Origin of the sequence: Shewanella sp. MMG014 (genome assembly GCF_018100775.1) — a bacterium.
Taxonomy (GTDB): domain Bacteria; phylum Pseudomonadota; class Gammaproteobacteria; order Enterobacterales; family Shewanellaceae; genus Shewanella; species Shewanella japonica.
This window is the reverse complement of record NZ_JAGJDZ010000003.1, coordinates 232,194-251,091: the sequence shown is the minus strand read 5'-3', so window position 1 is coordinate 251,091 and position 18,898 is coordinate 232,194. Positions and strand designations below refer to the sequence as shown.

17 protein-coding genes are annotated in these 18,898 nt (G+C 41.3%); 4 read left to right on the top strand and 13 right to left on the bottom strand.

Features of this window, described 5'->3' with window-relative positions; translation table 11 throughout:
• Positions 1-54 precede the first annotated feature (54 nt).
• The 3 genes from cpdA to nudF form a co-directional block, all read right to left on the bottom strand.
• Entirely contained in the window at positions 55-894 is an 840-nt protein-coding gene (gene cpdA / locus J8L86_RS06380) for a 3',5'-cyclic-AMP phosphodiesterase (protein WP_055023432.1), read from the bottom strand.
• A gap of 27 nt (positions 895-921) precedes the next feature.
• Complete coding sequence (locus tag J8L86_RS06375) at positions 922-1,362, bottom strand: DUF1249 domain-containing protein (RefSeq protein WP_065109419.1); 441 nt, start codon at positions 1,360-1,362, stop codon at positions 922-924.
• Positions 1,363-1,436: 74 nt separating this feature from the next.
• A complete protein-coding gene (gene nudF / locus J8L86_RS06370; RefSeq protein WP_211029382.1) occupies positions 1,437-2,051 on the bottom strand; it encodes an ADP-ribose diphosphatase in 615 nt (204 codons plus the stop codon).
• Between the two features lie 403 nt (positions 2,052-2,454).
• Here nudF and tolC point away from each other — a divergent pair, with 403 nt between their 5' ends.
• Positions 2,455-3,762: an outer membrane channel protein TolC gene (gene tolC, locus J8L86_RS06365; protein ID WP_065109417.1), complete on the top strand. Its 1,308-nt coding sequence runs from the start codon at positions 2,455-2,457 to the stop codon at positions 3,760-3,762.
• An 87-nt stretch (positions 3,763-3,849) separates the two neighbouring features.
• Here the strand turns inward: tolC and J8L86_RS06360 are convergent, their stop codons facing one another.
• From J8L86_RS06360 to J8L86_RS06350, 3 genes are read right to left on the bottom strand one after another with little or no spacing between them, the layout of a single operon-like run.
• Positions 3,850-4,587, bottom strand: a complete 738-nt coding sequence (locus J8L86_RS06360) for a TIGR04219 family outer membrane beta-barrel protein (RefSeq protein WP_065109416.1) — start codon at positions 4,585-4,587, stop codon at positions 3,850-3,852.
• Positions 4,588-4,589: 2 nt separating this feature from the next.
• Positions 4,590-5,561, bottom strand: a complete 972-nt coding sequence (locus tag J8L86_RS06355; protein ID WP_055023437.1) for a DUF2333 family protein — start codon at positions 5,559-5,561, stop codon at positions 4,590-4,592.
• 12 nt (positions 5,562-5,573) lie between these two features.
• Positions 5,574-6,059, bottom strand: a complete 486-nt coding sequence (locus tag J8L86_RS06350) for a copper chaperone PCu(A)C (protein WP_065109415.1) — start codon at positions 6,057-6,059, stop codon at positions 5,574-5,576.
• Between the two features lie 35 nt (positions 6,060-6,094).
• Here J8L86_RS06350 and J8L86_RS06345 point away from each other — a divergent pair, with 35 nt between their 5' ends.
• Positions 6,095-6,832: an enoyl-CoA hydratase gene (locus J8L86_RS06345; protein ID WP_055023439.1), complete on the top strand. Its 738-nt coding sequence runs from the start codon at positions 6,095-6,097 to the stop codon at positions 6,830-6,832.
• 105 nt (positions 6,833-6,937) lie between these two features.
• On the opposite strand, the gene J8L86_RS06340 is transcribed toward J8L86_RS06345, so the two are convergent.
• The 7 genes from J8L86_RS06340 to dnaB form a co-directional block, all read right to left on the bottom strand.
• Positions 6,938-7,144, bottom strand: a complete 207-nt coding sequence (locus J8L86_RS06340) for a PspC domain-containing protein (protein WP_055023440.1) — start codon at positions 7,142-7,144, stop codon at positions 6,938-6,940.
• Positions 7,141-7,320 (bottom strand): hypothetical protein, encoded by a 180-nt coding sequence (locus tag J8L86_RS06335; protein ID WP_055023441.1) that lies wholly within the window; start codon positions 7,318-7,320, stop codon positions 7,141-7,143. The genes J8L86_RS06340 and J8L86_RS06335 overlap by 4 nt, the downstream gene beginning before the upstream one ends.
• Before the next feature lie 3 nt (positions 7,321-7,323).
• Positions 7,324-7,671 carry a hypothetical protein gene (locus J8L86_RS06330; RefSeq protein WP_211029380.1) on the bottom strand — a complete coding sequence of 116 codons (348 nt, stop codon included), beginning with the start codon at positions 7,669-7,671 and terminating at the stop codon, positions 7,324-7,326.
• A gap of 321 nt (positions 7,672-7,992) precedes the next feature.
• Entirely contained in the window at positions 7,993-9,012 is a 1,020-nt protein-coding gene (gene dusA / locus J8L86_RS06325; RefSeq protein WP_211029378.1) for a tRNA dihydrouridine(20/20a) synthase DusA, read from the bottom strand.
• Positions 9,013-9,178: 166 nt separating this feature from the next.
• Positions 9,179-10,549, bottom strand: a complete 1,371-nt coding sequence (locus J8L86_RS06320; RefSeq protein ID WP_211029376.1) for a hypothetical protein — start codon at positions 10,547-10,549, stop codon at positions 9,179-9,181.
• A gap of 83 nt (positions 10,550-10,632) precedes the next feature.
• Positions 10,633-11,712, bottom strand: a complete 1,080-nt coding sequence (gene alr, locus J8L86_RS06315; protein WP_211029374.1) for an alanine racemase — start codon at positions 11,710-11,712, stop codon at positions 10,633-10,635.
• Positions 11,713-11,849: 137 nt separating this feature from the next.
• A complete protein-coding gene (dnaB, locus tag J8L86_RS06310) occupies positions 11,850-13,259 on the bottom strand; it encodes a replicative DNA helicase (protein ID WP_055023450.1) in 1,410 nt (469 codons plus the stop codon).
• Positions 13,260-13,390: 131 nt separating this feature from the next.
• Here dnaB and J8L86_RS06305 point away from each other — a divergent pair, with 131 nt between their 5' ends.
• Positions 13,391-15,589 (top strand): S46 family peptidase, encoded by a 2,199-nt coding sequence (locus tag J8L86_RS06305; protein ID WP_055023451.1) that lies wholly within the window; start codon positions 13,391-13,393, stop codon positions 15,587-15,589.
• A 255-nt stretch (positions 15,590-15,844) separates the two neighbouring features.
• The gene (locus J8L86_RS06300; protein WP_160319078.1) at positions 15,845-18,808 is read left to right on the top strand and encodes a TonB-dependent receptor; all 2,964 of its coding nucleotides are present in this window, start codon (positions 15,845-15,847) and stop codon (positions 18,806-18,808) included.
• Positions 18,809-18,898: the final 90 nt, after the last annotated feature.

Genomic DNA, 18,898 nt, shown 5'->3' with positions numbered 1-18,898 from the left:
GAAAATGCAGCAGCATTCGCTTATACATCAGGTTACAACATGAATCGTTAACGTTTAATAACCGCTAGCATCATTGTCTGGTGAGAATTTTTCGCCCGCTACCCGATGTACTTGAGTCTGAATGCTACCATTGCTAGCAAGCTCCAGCAAACGATAGCCTGGTTGAAGGCCATCTAGAGCGAAGTAAGAGGATTTCGGTTTAAATTGTATACAGGTTGAGGGGGTGGCCATTAATTGCATTGGACCAAATTCACCTTGATATTCTGTATCAATAGACTGGTGTACGTGTCCCCATAGTAGCCCTTTAACTTGGGGGTACTTGGCCATTCTTTCCAAAAACTGCTCACCGTTCGCCATACAGTGTTGATCAAGCCAGCTGCACTTAACCAAAATGGGATTATGATGCATCACAAGTAATACATGCTTATTAGGCTCTGCTTTTATAGCAGCATCAATAAGTTCAAATTCTTGTTCAGCAAGATAACCACCAGGCTTGCCACGCACAGTAGAGTCCAACATTAATATTTGCCAGTTTCCAGCCAACACTCGTTGCTGGCCAAATAAATGTGGCCCTTGCATATGCAAGCTCATCAAGCGTGGATCATCATGATTGCCGGGTAAATAGTGGCAAGGGATATTGAGCGCAGCGATGTCTCTAGAAAAGTGTTGGTAAGACTGTGGAGAGTAATCTTGGCTAATATCGCCAGTGGCTAACACTAAATCAGCAGAATATTGGGAGGCCAAATATGTGTCTAGTACTGCTTGGAAACTGGCAGCCGTACTCACCCCTAACAACTTTGCTTCAGGATCTGCAAATAAGTGCGGGTCAGTAACTTGAATAAGTCGCACGACATCCGTTTCTGCAATTGAATAAGACACTGGCTGTTTAAGCACTAATTAATCCCAACATAAATTAATGTATTAGAGTACTGATAGACTGATATCTTTAGGGCGACACCCAATCTTCAATAACTCCTCCAGAAATGCATTAACTTGATACTTCTCATCCGTTTGATGCATATGTACATTTGGATAATCATACACTGCTTTCAGTCGATAAATCTGTTGACTAGTTAACACTTCTGCTAATTGAGCATCATGATAGACTCGCACACAAGCTTTAGGTGTGGTAAGGAAATCACTGTTGGGCAAATGGCGTGAAATTTCAATTAATTGAGTATACTTAGTGTTTTCAAGTAATGTGACGTGGAGTTGTCCAAACTGCCCAGCAATAATCCAAGGAGTATTTAAATCGGCATCTTCAGGAAGCCACTTTAGAATTAAGGCATAGTTGCGCCCGCACAGTGCCAAAAACGCACTGACATTAGGCTGATACTTCTCTTTTTCACTCACATGGCTCACTGGGTTCTCTCTTTTAATATCAATAGCTATTTCGCAATAGTTAAGGTAAATCTGTTTTGCAGGACATTAGGCTATTAAATTTTATCTATATTGAGTGCTAACCACTGCAAACCAATCACAGTAGACGCATTATCAATTCGACCTGAGTTAACCATTTCCATAGCGGCATCAACATCAACAACATGTACTTTGATGTCTTCATGTTCATAGTCTAAACCATGAATGCCTTTAGCTTTAGAAGCATCAACTTTAGCCCAATAAAAATAAAAACGCTCAGATGAACCACCCGGAGTCGCTAAGTAACTGTTTACAAGATTGACTTCGGAAGCTGTTAAACCGGTTTCTTCTAATAACTCACGCTCAGCCACTTCACTTGGTACTTCATCGGCAGCAATCATACCTGCCACGAGTTCAAGAAGCCAAACAGAATTAGTTGTTGCTAATGCAGGTAGACGTATTTGTTCAATTAATACGACTTGTCGTCTAACAGGATCATACGGTAGCACGACAACAGCATGCCCACGCTCAAAAACCTCTCGGCTGACCTCTTCACTCCAACCACCAGCAAATAACTTATGCTTAAATCGATACTCATCCAGTTGAAAGAAACCTTTATATAAGGTCTTTGTTGAAATTATTTCAACATCAGTAGATGCGTTAAACTGCTCTATTATCTCAGTATCTTTCATATTTTTTCTTACAGTTTGTAAGCCCTTTGAAATATTTTATCGAGTATATTAGCCAATGTTGATTTTTGATATTTGCTATTTGCTAAAGTCATTATTGGTATTGCGATGGTAGTTTCCTATACTATAAGCAGCAGGAAATAGATAAAATTCACCATAAAAAATACCAATAGCTGAGTATTGTATTTAACCATGTAAGGTGAAAAAAGTCTGTTACAACTTGAAAGTTGATATTTAGCTTAAAGATGATAGTCTTTTTATCATATACACTAGATACATAGCGGGATTGCACAAAGTTTTAAGTGGATCACAAACACACAAAGCTATCTTGCTCACATAGTCAATCTGTGCACAACAAAGTTAATATTTCCTCCAGGTTAGGAGGCCATGTCTAAAAGGGCAGCAAATGAAATTTAAAATACGTTCTTTATACGCAGCGCTAACATTAGCGGTTGCTGCACCTGCAGCTAATGCCGATGATTTACTCCAAATTTATCAGCAAGCGCTAACAAGCGATACAATTGTATTGCAAGCACAATCTCAACGTGATGCATTATACGAAACGATTGAAGAAAACCGTGCTCCTTTATTACCTACCATCAGTGCTAACGTAGGTTACTCTAAAGCATGGAATGATTCAGAAGGTTCGCCTACCGAAAAGCCTGAAGGTTTTACTGGTGGTTTAACCCTTAACCAAGTCATTTACGATCACAGTGCATGGGTTGGCTTAGACCTTGCTGAAATGGCTGCATCACAAGCTGATTCAGCTTACGCATCGGCATTACAATCATTAATTATTCGTGTAACGACTGCTTATTTTGATGTATTAACCGCAAAAGATAACTATGAATTCCAAGGCGCAGAAAAACGCGCAATTGAGCGTCAGCTTGAGCAAACTAAACAACGTTTTGCTGTAGGCCTTACCGCAATTACTGATGTGCATGAAGCGCAAGCTCAATACGATTTAGCTTCAGCAACTGAAATTCTTGCAGAAAACACATTAGCAAACAGCTATGAAGCATTACGTGAAATCACGGGAATAGATCATAAATCGATTAATACCCTTGATACCAACCGATTCTCTGCTGGTGCACCAAGCCCAACCACCTCTTCAGAGTGGTTAACCATGGCTGAAACCAATAGTATTGATTTGATGACTCAACGCATTGGCCGTGATATCGCGAGCAAAACGATTGAGTTATATAAAGCAGGCCATATGCCATCGCTTAATTTAGGTGCGGGTTACACTAAAGGTTTTGAGCAAAGCCCTGGTGCGGATTACGATAATGCCAACATTGCAGTGACATTAAGTGTACCGATTTTTGAAGGCTTTAAAGTATCTTCACAAGTGAAACAAGCGCAGTACCAATACGTTGAAGCTAGTGAGAAGCTAGAGCAGGTTCACCGTGGTGTTGTAAAAGATGTACGCAATAACTTTAACAACGTTGGTGCATCAATCAGTTCAATCCGTGCTTACGAGCAATCAGTGATTTCTTCTGAAAGTGCATTAAAAGCAACTCAAGCTGGTTTTGAAGTAGGTACACGTACTATTGTTGACGTACTCAACCGTACACGTGATTTATATGATTCAAAACGTCAGTTATCTGATGCGCGATACGGTTACATCAATTCAATCTTAGCGCTTAAACAAGCTGCTGGTACCTTAAGTGAAGATGACATCATTGCTATCAATAATGGCTTAATCGCACAATAATTGATGTTATTGTTGGATTGTTAAGCATAAAAAAAACCGCCATATGGCGGTTTTTTTTTGCTTATTTCAACCTACATTGACGGCTAATTAGAATGCCAATTCAACACCGGCAAAAGCACCTTTAAATGACATGTTTTGAGTTGTGCTAGAGAAGTCATCAACGTCAAAGTTAAACTCGCGGTAACCCACACGAACAGCTGTATCAAGTGCAACACCATCAAACTTCCAACCAAGGCCTGCGTTGTAGTCGTATACACTCGTTTCATCAACACCTAACATCACGTCAGCAAAGGCATACAAACCTAAACCAGGAACACCGACTTCAGCGCTGGCATAAACCATTACGATGCCGCTATCTACGTCTACTTCTTCTGGATGACCAGGATCTTGAACACGCAAAGAGCCATGCATTTGTTTGTATGCGGCACCTAAGTCTAACGCGACTAAATCGTTATCTAAGATTTCGTAATAAAGTACAAAGTCAGTATTACTTAAATCATTATAAACTGTAGTATCAGAGTCAAACTGGTGACCATTAAACATAAAGTTTGAATCGATTTGGCTTCCTTTCCCTTCTAGACGGTTTTCACGAATTTTGACATTCGGCACTAAAGGAATTGGATGCTCAAAGGCAATCCATAAACTACCTTGAGACTTAGACTCGTAGTTATACGTTTGTGCTACACCATCATCGCTGTTGAATGAACCACTGGTATCAGCATCCCAGTAATCACCACCAACTTTAAAACCAACAACAGTAGCTGCATGAGCAGAAGAAATGCTCAACATACCTAATAAGGCAGTGGCAAGAAGTGTCTTTTTCATCATTATCCCTGAGAGAGTAAGTTAGTTAAATCAATCACCGCGGCATTTGCACGCGATATATAGTTGGCCATCACTAACGAGTGGTTAGCCACCAATCCAAATCCATCACCGTTTAAAACCATTGGGCTCCATACGGTTTGCTGAGTTGCTTCGAGTTCACGAATTATCTGACGTAAGCTCACCTCAGCATTTTTCTTTTCCAGCACATCGGCAAAATCAACTTCGATGGCTTTCATAAAGTTTAATAACGCCCAAGCAGAACCACGGCTTTCATACAACACATCATCAATTTTCCACCAGCTTGTTTTTATTTCTAAGCTCGCCATTGATGACGTTGATTGTCTTGCTGCGGTATCACCAGCTAAATCGGTATTCAATCTATCTTGACCAACACTGGCAGATAAACGTTGTGACATACTGCCTAAACGCTTTTGCACTTCTTTAAGCCACTCGTTTAAATTATCTGCACGGGCATAAAACTGGGCATTACTGTTTTCAGTATCACTGATTTTAGCGCGATAAAGTTTCAATAGTTTTATGGCTTCACGATATTCACTTTCAGCACTCGGCACTAACCAGCTAGTATGCTCAATATTCAGTTTTGAATGAGCCGCAAGTAAGTCTGCATCTGCCGTTGATTGTGATTGCGAACGACTGAACTCCTTACGCATAATTAAGGCCAAATCACGAGATTGCTCTAATGCGCCAAACTCGAATGCTGGCATATTATCCATCATCACAGAAGGTGGCATAATATCATTGGATAACCAGCCACCTGGTTTGTCCAATAAGGTTTCCATGGTTGAAATTAATGACGATGTGGTCGCATAACCAACAACATCTTCACCGCGCTCATTTTGCAGTACTTCTGGCTCAAGAATATCAGGCTCGATACTCCACCAAACCGAGATAACGTATCCGATTAAAAAGATAAACCCGACTACGCCAATGACTTTATTCCTTGTTACTTGCATCAATACAACTCCTTAATGATGATGGTGATGATGGCTTTCTTGGGATTCATTACTCGCCTTTTTCTCAACCGTCAGTTCAACTTGTAGTAGTTCGCCATTTTTAAAAACCAATTCTAACGGGACTGTATCCCCTACTTTCAAAGGCTCTGAGAGTGATAACAGCATGATATGATCACCAGAGGCCTGTAATGACAAGGTGCCATGAGACGGGATCTCGAACCCTTCTACCTGACGCATTTTTACCATGCCATTTTCTTCAATTAACGTATGAAGCTGAGCTTCTTTTGCCACTGGTGTATTCACAGCGACTAATGTGATTGCTTTGTCAGTATGGTTCATTAATGTCATGTATGCTGCGGTATTTGGCACACTTGCAGGCATAGCTCTTACATGACCATCACTTAACATTATTCCAGCAAAAGCCGAAAAAGAAAACGTGGTTAAAACTAAAAAACTAAACAGTTGTTTGAATATTGCTTTCAATGTCTTAAACTCCATTTACACCCTACTCGCGTCCATAAGGAAAACAACGAATGAGCCAGATTCAGGTTAAGGATGATCAAGGCGTACGTATTATCAGTTTTAATCGTCCAGAAAAACGTAATGCCTTTAATCTTAAAATGTACCAACAGCTTACAGAATACCTGATCCAAGGTGAGAGCGACAATGACATTCGTGCCTTTATGTTGCGTGGTGAAGACAAATGTTTCACATCAGGTAATGATATTGCCGATTTCCTTGCCAGCGGCGAACTAAACGACAGTCATCCTACGGTACAATTCTTACATTGCTTACTCACGCTCAAAAAACCAATTGTTGCTGCTGTATCTGGAGCAGCTGTCGGGATTGGCACAACCATGCTGCTACATTGTGATCTCGTTTACGCTGATAACAGTGCTAAATTTCAGTTACCGTTTGTGAATTTAGCGTTAGTCCCAGAAGCGGCCTCGAGTTTACTTTTACCTTTGATTGTTGGCCAGCAAAAAGCGGCAGAGTTGCTCTTATTAGGCGAAAGTTTTACCGCAGAGACAGCGTATGAGCTCAATATCATCAATCGTGTGGTTGAACAGTCGGATTTAGATAACTTTGTGTTAAGCCAAGCTAAAAAGTTAGCGGCTAAGCCACCATTGGCCATGCAAGCATCTAAAAAGTTACTACGATACAATCAAGCAGAAGTGAAACAGCAAATGCTTACTGAGCTTGAGTTATTTAGTGAAAGGTTAAAAAGTGATGAAGCGAAAGCCTGCTTCCAAGCATTTTTATCCCGCTAATCAGTTCGGGCCATTAAGTCGGCTCATCTAAAACCTGCTTGGTAATCAACTGACGATGCAAATAATCTCAGCTAGGGGCGGTGATGACCATCACTGTCCCTTACATTAATAGCGAGACTGTTGCTGACTTACGATAATGGCAGCGATAAAGTAACCTATTAGGCCAACAGTTGGACTTAAAAAAATAGCGATAAACGTTAATACACGCGTCCACATGACAGACCAACCGAATTGTTTTGCTACCGAAAGGCATGCGCCGCACACTAATCGTTTTTTAGCTTTCAAATAGTTCTCTACATCTGACATGTTCATTCTTTTTCTCCTACTAAACCAGCTTGGTTAAATTCTGCTGAGATAGCATCTACATGGCTAAATTGGTACCGCTGCAACCCGCAAATCAAAAGTGAACACACAATAAAACTGATTACGGGAAGCAGAAGAAGTGAAATCAACGGATCTGCTAAATGAAATATCATCATTAAATCCATGAATTAGTCCTCGTTACTGGCTAATACTGATTCCGCATTTTCTTCCTGTGCTGACTCAGCTAATTCTAGAGAGCTATTTAAAGCAAACACTTGCTCAGCGATTTGACTATGCAGTGACAATACAATTTCTTGTTTCGCTGTTTGCAGCATTTCTGTTGCAGTTTCACTGATTCGAGTTTCTAACACATGAATCACATCGGCACTGTTCAAATCGTTTGCTTGTGCCCCCATACTTGCTGTTGCAAGCAGTGCAACCAAAGCTGCTTTTTTCATGACACTTTTTGCTGATGAAGTTGCATTAGTGTTTGTCGATAATGATGAACCAGTTGTATTTGTAGTTGAGTTAAACATGATGTCTTCCTTTTCATTTGTTGGGTACACCATAGTTATTACAAGCTGCGTGCCAAGTTTTAAAATATTTTTTAACACCTGATTTATAAGAGTTTTTATTAAAACACTTTCTTATCGACTAAAAAGCGCGTTGAGCATTTTTTAAACTATTAGTATTTTTAACCACAAAAATAGTGAAATTAGCTAAAACTTAATTAGCCAAATAACAGTCACAAAAAAAGCGCCCTATAAAGACGCTTTTAAAAGTTAATTTAGCTCGACAGCATCATGTAAGCGATACTAATAGCCTAGATGCCAACCTTTGATAATCCTTCACAACTATCAAAGGTTGTTGTTAGGATAAAAGGTCACATCAGCAGGTGGGCGGCTTTGCTCCATTCTTGCCACTGCGTCCCAAATAACCGAGACACCAGCACCAGCTTTATGAGCATTCTCACTTAAATGTCTGCGCCATCCTCTTGAGCCAGGTAAACCTTGAAATAAACCAATCATATGACGAGTGATATGATTTAACCGTCCGCCCTGCGCTAAATGTTGCTCAATATAAGGCATCATTTGCTCAATAACCTGCTCACGGGTAATGACGGGGTTATCATCACCATAGATAACTTGGTCAACCTTAGCGAGTAAATAAGGGTTCTGATATGCCTCACGGCCTATCATCACACCATCTAATTGCTCTAGGTGCGTTAACGAATCTTCTAAGGTTTTTACACCGCCGTTAATACTGATATTCAAATCGGCATAATCACGCTTTAACTGGTACACACGTTCATAATTAAGTTCCGGTATTTCCCGGTTCTCTTTTGGGCTTAATCCTTGTAACCACGCTTTTCGAGCATGCACAATAAAGGTATCGCAGCCAACCGCTTTTACCGTATCAACAAAATCAGTGAGAAATTGATAACTGTCTTGCTCATCGATACCGATTCGAGTTTTAACCGTTACAGGGATATCAGCAACTTGCTTCATCGCATCAACACACTCAGCCACAAGTTGTGGCTCGCCCATTAAGCAGGCACCAAAACGGCCATTTTGGACTCGATCAGAAGGACAACCCACGTTGAGGTTAATCTCATCATAGCCGCGCTCAAACGCTAACTTGGCGCACGTAGCCAAGTCTTTTGGATTTGAACCGCCCAATTGAAGCGCGACAGGATGCTCTTCTTCGTTATACGCCAAGTAATCACCTTGACCATGAATAATTGCACCTGTGGTGACCATCTCGGTATACAGCACGGTATTCGCTGACATCAACCGAGCAAAATAGCGATAATGTCTATCAGTCCAATCAAGCATAGGTGCAATAGAGAGTGCTCTGTTTAGTGTTAATGAAGCCAAAAAATTTACCTTATCTATGGTTATCAGCGACTTAATGAACTTGATTTAAACTGCCAATATTTTCTACTCAAGCAGCCAAAATTTCAGCCGTGCATTATATCACTATGCAGCTTTTAATGAAGATTGTTTATAATAAATTTCTAATCTTGCTTTATAAGATATTAGATTAAAAGGGCTGATTAACCATGACCCAAAACTGGCTTTCATCGCCACCTGTGACAAAGTCGGTACGAATAACGATACTTTCAACTTCAAATCGAATACTCGCGCCATAAGCCGTTTTCATATCTTCATGGAGAGAATCGAAGCTGAACTCATCACTGACATTACCCGCTTCTAACAATAACGCCCATTGCCACCAAGGTACGTTATACAAATTAAACACAGGTAGATTCTGCAGGGGCTGCCAGCGAGGAGTGATGCGATATTCTAAAGCATAATTAACTGCACTACGGCCAGTAAATTGCTTTGAGTCGTACCCTCTAAGTCGATCAAAACCACCCAAGGAGACGCCAGCAAAACTCGGCGGACGCTTAAATTCTTGTGTACTATTGTCAATATCATTCCAAGTTGGCGTATCGGCAATATAAACATTGGTAGCTAATACGTGATCTTCAAACCAAGCATTGCTCCCAAGTGACAAAAATGCACTTTGCTCAAATTCCCACATCAACCAATTTGGGTCATCATTTATATCGCTACCACGGGTAATGGTTAAATTGCTCTCACCACCTTGGCTACTATTATTAGCTGAATCACGGTTATCCCAGTTAAGCGACAACTCAAACCCTCTGGCTTCATCAGGTAAGTAATCCAAGGCCTCTAACTCACGATATTTGTTAAAGGGAGTTAAACTAATGCTTGTGACACCAGATTCTAATGGATTCCAGCTCACTGCATTTTTCTTTCTCGCTAACGAGGCTGCTGCGCCATTTTTGCCACCAGCAATAGGCAGGACATATTTAATATGTAGTTTTGAAAAACCTTCATCACCAACACTGATTATTCGCTCACTATCATTAGCCTTTGGTACTTGTGGCGCTTGTGGTAAGTAGTAAATCCCTTGTTCATAGTGACCACGAAATACCTCAGCACTAAACAGCCATTGATCAAGTTTAGGTAATTGATAATTATAAAATCCAGCATAAGTTAACCAGCTGTCATTTGCAGAGTATAGGCCAATGCCTAAAGCGACTGCTTGCGCTTGGCCAGCATGCTTTACTAATCCTGCAGCGCCAAATGTGGTGCTAAGAGTTTCTGTTGAAAAAACAATAGGAACAGCGACAAACTCAGGATCATATTGATGATTTGATTGTGGTTCAGACTGTTTTTGAGCCGTTTGATTTGCGTCTTCAGTATCTCTAGCCGCTTCATCATGAGGCAACTCTACCGATACAGTGGCCCCTTCTGACGCCAATGTTTGTATATTGGGTGTTTCAATATCGCTACTCTGTGAGATCACAGAGCTTGCTTGAGCCACACTATTTACGCTTAATAAAAGGCAATAAATCAATACTACAGATTTATACAACTGCACCTAGTTTTCCTTCTAATACAGGCTAACTATTGACTTAATTAACCTGCAACATCTAGTTTCACAACGAAAATTACTGACAAATGTTATTGCTGCAAATCTACTACAACTCTGGGAGTCAGTTTAGTCACAAGCTCATAAGCAATGGTGCCTATGTGCTCCGCAACTTCTTCAACGGCAAGCGCCTTGCCCCATAACTGAACAAGATCGCCAACCTTATCTGTAGCATCTTTACCTAAATCCACTGTCAGCATATCCATAGATACACGACCAACGATCGGTACTCTTCGACCATTTAACCAAACTGGGGTGCCTTCAGGAGCATTGCGTGGATATCCATCACCATAACCAATGGCGACAACGCCAAGTCGAGTATCATTATCAGCGGTCCAATGGGCGCCATAACCAACACTTTCTCCGGCTTTATGTTCCCTGACAGCAATCAGGTTAGACACTAATTCCATGGCAGGTGTAAGTCCATGATGGGTGCCTTTGTCACCGAAAACAGGTGAAACACCATATAATGCAATGCCAGGTCTAATCCAGTCGCACTGGCTGTGCGGCCAGAACAATGTAGCAGCAGAATTCGCCAAAGTTACATCACCAGGTAAGCCTTTAATCAGCTGCTCAAACGCATCAATTTGACGTTGTGTTAATGCATTATCGGGTTCATCAGCGCAGGCAAAATGTGTCATTAAGTGAATTGGCTTAGCCACATTAGGACAAGTAAGCAGACGTTGATATACCTCGTTAAATTGCTCTAAATCAAAGCCTAAACGGTGCATACCTGTGTCAACTTTCATCCACACAGTAATCGGCTTAGATAAGGACGACTGTTCTAACATTTCTAACTGAGACTCGTGATGCACAACCGTATCAATTTGATGCTCTACCAGCAAAGGAAGATCTGATTGGCGAAAACACCCCTCTAACAGTAATAATTTCGCACTCACGCCGCCAACGCGAAGTTGTAGCGCCTCTTCCAGCCTTGCTAAGCCAAACCCATCAGCATTATCAACACATTGGGCGACATTTAATAAGCCATGTCCATAACCATTGGCTTTAACAACAGCCATGACCTTACTATTCGGCGCAATTTCTCGCAGCCGAGTGAGGTTATTCTGTAGCGCTTGTCGACTGATTTCTGCGCGTGGAAAAGGTTTCAAATACTTAGCCTTATTTTGCTGTAGTTATATGTGACTTATTACCTAACAGCATTCAAAAAATTAGCCTCTGTTAATTATAACAGAGGCTTGAATATCACAGGTTATTTGGTGCGGTCATTAAGCTGACTTAGGCAGCTTTAATCTTCATCAAATATCTGAGTGCCAGAATAATTATCAAAGCGTGAAAACTGGCCTTGGAAGGTCAAAGGCACACGACCAATTGGGCCGTTACGCTGTTTACCGATAATAATTTCTGCGACACCTTTTTGTTCAGAATCATCGTTATACACTTCATCACGATAAATAAACATGATCAAATCCGCATCTTGCTCAATCGATCCTGATTCACGTAAATCTGAGTTAACAGGTCGCTTATCGGCACGTTGCTCCAACGAGCGGTTAAGCTGCGATAATGCAATCACTGGGATCTCTAATTCTTTGGCTAACGATTTCAGCGACCGGGAAATTTCGGCAATCTCTAAGGTACGGTTATCTTTTAATGACGGCACCTGCATTAACTGCAAGTAATCGATCATGATCATAGATAAGCCACCATACTCACGAGCAATTCGGCGTGCACGACTGCGAACCTCTGTAGGAGTAAGACCAGAGCCATCATCGATATACATTTTACCTTGCTCAAGCATTATGCCCATGGTCGATGATACACGTGCCCAATCTTCATCATCCAATTGTCCGGTACGGATTTTCGTTTGGTCGACTCGACCTAATGACGCCAACATACGCATCATGATTTGTTCTGACGGCATTTCTAAGCTGAAAATCAGTACAGGTTTATCTTCGTTCATCGCCGCTTGTTCACACAAGTTCATCGCAAAGGTCGTTTTACCCATCGATGGACGCGCAGCGACAATCACCAAATCGCCAGATTGAAAACCCGCTGTCATTTTATCTAGGTCACTAAAGCCACTCGAAACTCCTGTCACACCGTTTTGAGGGTTGTTATATAACTGCTCAATTTTATCAACGGTTTTCTCAAGGATTGATTTAATTCCTTCAGGGCCTTCATTAGCATTAGCGCGAGACTCAGCAATTTTAAATACTTTGGTTTCTGCTAAATCCAATAAGTCACTTGAATTGCGGCCTTCGGGGTTATAGCCTGCATCAGCAATTTCGTGTGCAACGCCAATCATGTCCCTGACAACAGCACGTTCACGAACGATATCAGCGTAAGATAAAATATTACCTGCACTTGGCGTGTTTTTGGCAATTTCACCTAAGTAAGCAAAGCCACCAGCATCTTCAAGTTGATCTTCAACTTCTAATCGCTCAGATACAGTAATTAAATCGATCGGTTGGCCGGTTTCGACCAAACGGCTCATTGCCGCATAAATCATGCGGTGAGAGCGGGAGTAAAAATCTTCAGCCACAATCGCTTCAGCAACACGATCCCAAGCATCGGCATCCAGCATTAAGCCACCTAAAACTGATTGCTCAGCTTCAATGGAATGCGGCGGCAATTTAAGCGCATCGACTTGAGCGTCTTTTAACCTTTCTTTTGCCTTAAAAACACCTTTTTGTGACATTAAAACTCCCAATTCCCAACCTGTTTGTAAAATATGGTATAACACCGAGGTCATGCAAACATGTCGCATATATCAATACATGAGACATCAACCGCTGATGCGGATAAACAATAATAATATAAGGAAAGAACATGCGTATTGCACTCGTTGCAGCCCTTGTGCTGTCTTCTGGGTTAGCTCAAGCCGATGAAGGCCAATGGCAACCCTATCAAATGCCTTCTATTGCAGATAAATTAGCACAACGCGGCATCGAAATTCCTGCAAAACAGCTTGCAGACTTAACACAATATCCAATGAATGCTGTCGTCGGTCTAGGCTATTGTACCGCCAGTTTCGTCTCTCCCCAAGGGCTAGTTGTTACCAATCATCATTGTGCTTATAGAGCAATACAATATAACAGTAAAACTGAGCACAACTACCTTGAAGAAGGTTTTCTTGCTAACACTAAAGCAGAAGAACCTTCAGCTGGCCCCAACGAGCGATTATACATTACCGAAGCCGTTACGGATGTAACTAAAAGCGTAAATGCCAATTTAAGTGCAGATCCATTAACTCGCTATCAAGATATTCAGTCAAACCGTAAAGCATTAATTAAAGAGTGTGAAACCGATGAAAACTATCGCTGTTCGGTAAGTAGTTTCCACAATGGTTTAGAATACTATTTGATTAAACAACTTATCATCCGCGATGTGCGCCTTGTGTATGCACCACCAGAAAGTGTTGGGGCGTTTGGTGGCGATATTGATAACTACGAATACCCGCGCCATTCTGGCGATTTTACCTTTTTGCGTGCTTACGTCGGTAAAGATGGAAAACCAGCCGTATATTCAGAAGACAATGTTCCTTTTGAGCCAAAAAGCTACCTTAAGATTAATGCTGACGGCGTAAAAGCAGGTGATGGTGTGTTTGCAGCAGGTTACCCTGGTGCAACAAGTCGTTATCGCCTAACAAGTGAGCTTGAATTTGCTAGTGATTGGATGTACCCAACCTATGCAAAACGCTATCAATTACAGATTGATACCATTAACAGCATGGCTGCGACAGATAACGCTATCGCCATCAAATATGCGGGCAATTTAGCATCAATGGCAAACCGGATGAAAAAGCTTAACGGTTTACTTGATGGCTTTAAAGCAACCGATATTGTTGGTATTAAACAAACTCGTGAAGATGACTTTTTAGCTTGGCTAAAAAAGGATACTCAAGCTAATCAAAATCTCATCACTGAATTAGAATCTTTATTAGCCGAGCAGCAAACGCAAGTTCAAACTGATTATTATTTTAATAATGCACAATCTAGTGCGTTATTGTCTGCCGCTAAGAAGTTATACCGACTCGCTAAAGAAAAGCAGCTTCCTGATGCCGAACGTGAACAAGGTTTCCAAGAACGTGACATGAAAATGTTTGCTGCGAACTTAAAGCGTCTTGAGCGCAGCTTTGATGTGTCGGTTGATAAAACACTTTGGCTCCAAGATTTAAATGCATATATGGGGCAAAACCAACGCGTCGAAATTTTGGATAATGCATTAAACCAAATCTCTGATGCACAGGAGTTATCAGATAAACTTGATGGTTATTACGCATTAACTGGTCTCACTGATAAAGAAAAGCGCTTAGCGTGGATGGAAAAGGATGCCGAAGCATTCGAAACCAGTGCCGACCCATTTATCCGCTTAGCCGTCGCCCTTCATGACACCAATATGGCGCAGGAAAAAGCCGAAAAGACATTAAAAGGAAAACTGTCTACCGCTCGTCCTGAGTATATGAAAGCAGTGATTGCTTATTACAAGGCAAATGACTGGCCAGTATACCCAGATGCGAACAGAACATTGCGTATCACCTACGGTATGGTCGATGGTTATCAATCCCGTGATGCACTTTACAAACAACCATTCACACGCCTTGAAGGGATTGTAGGTAAGCATACGGGTGAAGAGCCATTTAATGCACCGAAAAAATTATTGGATGCCATTGCAACAAATGATTACGGTAAACACACTGTGGCTTCAGTTTATCAAGACCCTCGCTCTTGGATATGCAGCTTGTTCTCTTGTTTAGATAAGCCGGAAGAATTTAACTCAGTGCCTGTTAACTTCTTATCAAGTGTTGATACTACTGGTGGTAATTCAGGCTCACCGGTATTTAACGGTAAAGGCGAACTGGTTGGTCTTAACTTTGATTCAACTTACGAAGCAATCACCAAAGATTGGTTCTTCAATCCAACCATTACCCGTGCTGTGCATGTTGATTTCCGCTACATCCTCTGGATGATGGATAAAGTGGATAATGCACAAAACTTAATAAATGAGCTAGAACTCGTAAGAAATTAATAAAATCAACAAATTAAAAAATGGTGCATTTACTGCGCCATTTTTTATGCCTCAAACCCAAGCTGGCGCTACAAAAAAACGCTTTTGAAGATAAACCATTAATTTACTTATACAAGCTAACCCTAGAACACCCTTATAACAATTTGTTTACTTCTTGTAACATTTAATATAAAAAATAAAAGACCACCTATTCGGTGGCTTTTTAACCAAGGATTAAAAGTAATTTAATCATTATAAGGAAAAGTCAGGATGACAATGAAAAACAAGACATTTAAGCGCTCGCTTATCGCAATGTCTATTTCCACCTTATTTACAATCAGTACGCCAGTTCTAGCAGCAAGTAATACCGATGGTTCTATTCAAGGTTCTGTTACATCAGAAACCAGTCAAGCGGTATCTGGCGCTAGTATCATAATTAAAAACCAAGATACAGGCTTAACAAGAACCATCCAGTCTGATTCAAATGGTAAATATCGGATCCCACGCCTCCCAATTGGTGCATACACGATCACAATTTCTGCTGATGGTTATGCAGATGAAGTGATTGAGAATGTCAATGTAGCAATCGGTAGTAACTCCAATGTTGAAGCTTCCCTTGATCCTGAAGGAATGGAGCGCCTAAAAGTAACAGGCTCAAGCCGTATCGCATCAATAGATACAACGTCGTCCGAAGCGACTATGGTTATCGGACAAGTTGAAATTGAACGCCTACCATTACCTAAAGATATTACCAGTGTCGCGCTTCTTGCACCTGGTACAACACGGGGTGACGGCCGATTTGGTAACTTTGCCTCTTTCGGTGGCGCATCTGTAGCTGAAAACGCATTTTTTATTAATGGTTTAAATGTCACAAACTTCCGTAATGGACTCGGCTTCTCAAATGTACCGTTTGATTTTTACGAGCAATTTGAAGTCAAGACTGGTGGTTATGGAGCAGAGTTCGGTCGCTCAACCGGTGGTGTAGTCAACGCAGTAACAAAGCGCGGTTCAAATAACTGGGAGTTTGGCGGCAATATTCGATACCGCCCTGATGCACTTAGATCTGACTCTCCGAACAGTTACGACATGAACGGTGACATCTACAACTATAATGCTGAAGACTACTATGACAATGTTGAAGGTAATGTATATGCATCGGGTCCAATCATTCAAGATAAGCTGTTTTTCTATGCGATGTACCAACCTCGTTCAGAGAAAGAAGAATACGTAGCTGACAGAGGAACAACCTTTTCTTCAGTTAAATCAGATAACCCATTCTGGGGGCTAAAACTTGATTGGAATATTGCCGAAAACCACACGCTTGAATTTACAGGTTTCTCGGATGAGTCTGACGATGAATCAAGTAACCACTTATATGACTACGAAAACAAAAAAGTCGGCGATCAAACATCTGTTAGCATCGACAAATCTGGTGGTGATAACTATGTATTTGCTTATACAGGCCAATTAACCGACTCGTTTAGTGCGAGATTACTTTATGGTGTCAATGAATATAACCTAACATCTTCAAGCAACATCGCCGAAGACTGTAACCTTATTTATGACCGCAGAGCATCTGCCCCTAAAGTATCACGTGGCTGTGCTTCTGCCGCAGACTATTTCCAAGAAGAAGGCAGTGACAAGCGTGAAGAGTTCCGTGCAGATTTTGAATGGTTTGTTTCGGACAATCACGTCATTAACTTCGGTTACGATCAAGAAATCAATACCTCAAGCAGTAATCAATACTACTCAGGACCAGATGGAGTGTATTGGTTCTATTACGACACGGCACCAGGAACAGAACTTCCAAACGGCGGCATAGTACCTGATGGCGTAACCGAATATGCTCGTTCAAGGGAGCGAACTGTCGGTGGTGACTTCGAAGTAAATTCATCAGCACTATATATTGAAGATACTTGGACAGTTACCGATGATATTACCCTCTCACTCGGTCTTCGCTGGGATTCATTCAACAATAAAAACTCTGAAGGTGAGAGTTTTGTGAAAATTGATGACATGTTTGCGCCACGCTTAGGCGCTTCTTGGGATATCAACGGTGATGGTGAATCAAAATTATTTGCTAACGTCGGTCGCTACTTCTTACCCGTAGCCAGTAATACTAACGTTCGTTTAGCGGGTAACGAATATGATGTTCGTAAATATTACGTGTTAGAAGGCACCACTGACCAAGAAATAAATGGTATTCAAGTCCCTACTCCGAATTTAGGAGCACAAATCGGTGATGACGAGTACTTAGCTGACGGCACCGTTCCTGATACAGCGGGTATTGTTGATCAAGATCTAGACCCTATGTATCAAGATGAAATTATTATTGGCTATCAAGCCATGCTAAACGAAGACTGGTCATGGGGCATAAAAGGAACGCAACGTAAGCTAAATGGTGCTATCGATGATATGACTATCAGTCATTGGACAGAAGCTAAATACGGTTGTTCACACCCAGGTGGGGGCGGATATGTATTAGGCAACCCTGGCGAAGATATGACTGTTGCAGTTGATTCTGATTGTGATGCTGAGCACACCCTAGACAAAACGGTCACAATACCTGGTTCCGAGCTAGGCTATCCTGAGGCAGAAAGAACTTACAACGCTGTCGACTTGACCTTAAATCGTGCATGGACTGACGATTGGAGTATGAGTGCGACTTATACTTGGTCGCAAAGTTATGGCAATACTGAAGGCTTAGTTAAATCAGATAATGCGCAGGATGATGCGGGTTTAACACAAGACTTCGACTTTCCTGAGCTAATGGATGGGGCTGATGGTTACTTGCCTAATGACCGTCGTCATATGTTTAAAATATATGGTGCATATGCCATTACCGACGACTTTACCGTGGGCGCAAACTTTACTGTTGAGTCTGGGCGTCCATTGAATAAGTTTGGTGTTGGGCATCCAAACGGACAACCAACATATGGTGATACTTACTACACGTTAAACTCTGATGGTACTTCGTATGACTTTAATCCTAGAGGAAGCGATGGTCGTACCGACTGGGTTTACCGTTTAGACTTATCGGCGTCATATATGATTCAAGTGTCTGAGTTAGACGTTTTGCTAAAAGCGAATATTTATAACGTATTCGACTCGTCGGCAACAACTCGTCAAGTGGAAACCTATGAGCTAAATAGTCCAGGTACCATAGATACTGATTTTGGCACAATTACTGGTTATCAAACACCACGTTATGTTGAGTTCAGTGCAAGTGTGAAGTTCTAACCTTTAAAAATACACTTTCTTATTAAACTGCACGAGGAACTCCCCCTCGTGCTTTTTTATGCCTTTTTGACATAAAAAAACACCGCCAAT